Source organism: Mesorhizobium sp. M7A.F.Ca.ET.027.02.1.1, assembly GCF_004022985.1.
Taxonomy (GTDB): domain Bacteria; phylum Pseudomonadota; class Alphaproteobacteria; order Rhizobiales; family Rhizobiaceae; genus Mesorhizobium.
Window position 1 is genome coordinate 1 of the sequence record NZ_RZOL01000637.1, and the last position, 2,246, is coordinate 2,246.

The window sequence follows — 2,246 nt, forward strand, 5'->3', positions numbered from 1 at the left end:
GGACGACGATGACGGCCAAAAGAGTGACCAGATAGAGCTTTCGGGCGTCGGGCGGTATGTCGGCGGGCTTACGCCACAGCAGATTTGTCACCCAGGCGGCAAGTCGGCCCCGCGTTGTGCCCTGCGTGACGTCAGCCCAGTAAAGCTCGTAGAAATCGGTGCGGCGCCCATCGACATCGTAGGGCGTGGTGATGCGGCGAAGTTCGTATGAATTGGTCCGGCTGTCGGGAGTGATCCAGCTCTGGTTGATCTTCGCGCCGGCGGGGTCGGCCGGATCGGCGACATGGGCATAAAACGGCGCGCGGCTGGGGTCGTGGCTCCAGACAGCCTGGACAAAGCCGCGCAACGTATCCATCGGCCGCTGTTCGCCCATGCCATGCACTATCACCACCGCCTGGCCAGGCTTGTGCGGCGCTTTTCCGGGCGGCGATGCGATCAGGTCAGGCACCAACGTCTCCGTCGACGATAGGCCCGCCGTCGAGGCGGGAATTCGTCATCGTAGCGCCGAAATCGCCGTCAAGCCAAGAAAGCACGGCCAAGAAAAAGCCCGGCGCGAAGCCGGGCGGTTCTTGGCTTGTCTCGGTGCTGATCCCTGATCAGTGGTCCATCGCCTTGACGATCTCTTCAGTCATCTTCTTGGCATCGCCGAGCAGCATCATGGTGCCGTCCTTGTAGAACAGCGTGTTGTCGATGCCGGCATAGCCGGAGCCGAGCGAGCGCTTGACGAACAGGCAGGTGCGGGCCTTGTCGACGTCGAGGATCGGCATGCCGTAGATCGGCGACGACTTGTCGTCGCGCGCGGACGGGTTGGTGACGTCGTTGGCGCCGATGACATAGGCAACGTCGGCTTGCGCGAATTCCGAGTTGATGTCCTCGAGTTCGAACACTTCGTCGTAGGGCACATTGGCTTCGGCGAGCAGCACGTTCATGTGGCCGGGCATGCGGCCGGCGACCGGGTGAATGGCATATTTGACGTCGACGCCATTGGCCTTGAGCTTGTCGGCCATTTCGCGCAGCGCATGCTGCGCCTGGGCGACCGCCATGCCGTAGCCCGGCACGATGATGACTTTCTGGGCGTTCATCATGAGGTAGGCGGCATCGTCAGCGGAACCCTGCTTGACCGTGCGTTCGATGCCGTCATCGGCGGCCGCTGCCGTCTCGCCGCCGAAGCCGCCGAGAATGACCGAGATGAAGCTTCGGTTCATGCCTTTGCACATGATGTAGGACAGGATCGCGCCGGATGAGCCGACCAGCGCACCGGTGATGATCAGCGCCAGATTGCCGAGCGTGAAGCCGAGTGCAGCGGCCGCCCAACCCGAATAGGAATTCAGCATCGAGACGACGACCGGCATGTCGGCGCCGCCGATCGGGATGATCAGCAGGATGCCGAGCACCAGCGAGGCCGCGACAATCAGCCAGAAGACCAGCTTGGACTCGGTGGTGACCAGCAGCACGATCAGGACGACGAGCGCGATGGCAAGTGCTGCGTTGATGAAGTGGCGGCCGCCGATCATGATCGGCTTGCCGGACATGCGGCCGTCGAGCTTCAGGAAGGCGATGACCGAGCCGGTGAAAGTGATGGCGCCGATGGCGACGCCTAGGCTCATCTCGATCAGGGCCTGGGCATGGATGTCGCCATCCGTGCCGATGCCGAAGCTTTCCGGCGCATAGATGGCGGCGGCCGCCACCATGACGGCGGCGAGGCCGACCAGCGAGTGGAAGGCGGCGACCAGCTGCGGCATCGAGGTCATGGCGATGCGGCGCGCGGTGACGGCGCCGACGCCGCCGCCAATGGCCAGGCCGAGCACGATCAGGCCGAAGCGGCCGGCCGAGGGGGTTGCCAGCGCCAGCGTGGTGGCGATGGCGATGCCCATGCCGATCATGCCGTAGAGATTGCCCTGGCGGCTGGTGGTCGGATGCGACAGGCCGCGCAGCGCCATGATGAACAGGACGCCGGAGACCAGATAGAGGAAGGACGCGAAGTTGGCGTTCATGGCGCTCTACTTGTCCTTCTTCTTGTACATGGCCAGCATGCGCTGGGTGACGAGGAAGCCGCCGAAGATGTTGACCGACACCAGCATCAGCGCGACGAAGCCGAAGCCCGCGGCAATGCCGGAGGCGGCGATGCCGACGGCAAGCAGCGCGCCGACGACGATGACCGAAGAGATGGCGTTGGTGACGGCCATCAGCGGCGTATGCAGTGCGGGGGTCACCGACCAGACGACGTAATAGCCGACGAAGATCGC

The 2,246-nt window shown here is 64.2% G+C and carries 2 protein-coding genes and 1 pseudogene; all 3 read right to left on the reverse strand.

What is annotated here, in order from left to right; genetic code table 11:
• Positions 1-448: pseudogene (locus tag EN749_RS34490) on the reverse strand (hypothetical protein); the annotation flags it as partial.
• A 148-nt stretch (positions 449-596) separates the two neighbouring features.
• Positions 597-1,994 carry an NAD(P)(+) transhydrogenase (Re/Si-specific) subunit beta gene (locus EN749_RS34495; protein ID WP_109665727.1) on the reverse strand — a complete coding sequence of 466 codons (1,398 nt, stop codon included), beginning with the start codon at positions 1,992-1,994 and terminating at the stop codon, positions 597-599.
• Positions 1,995-2,000: 6 nt separating this feature from the next.
• A partial coding sequence (locus EN749_RS34500; protein WP_189367918.1) for a proton-translocating transhydrogenase family protein occupies positions 2,001-2,246 on the reverse strand: 246 nt, incomplete at its 5' end.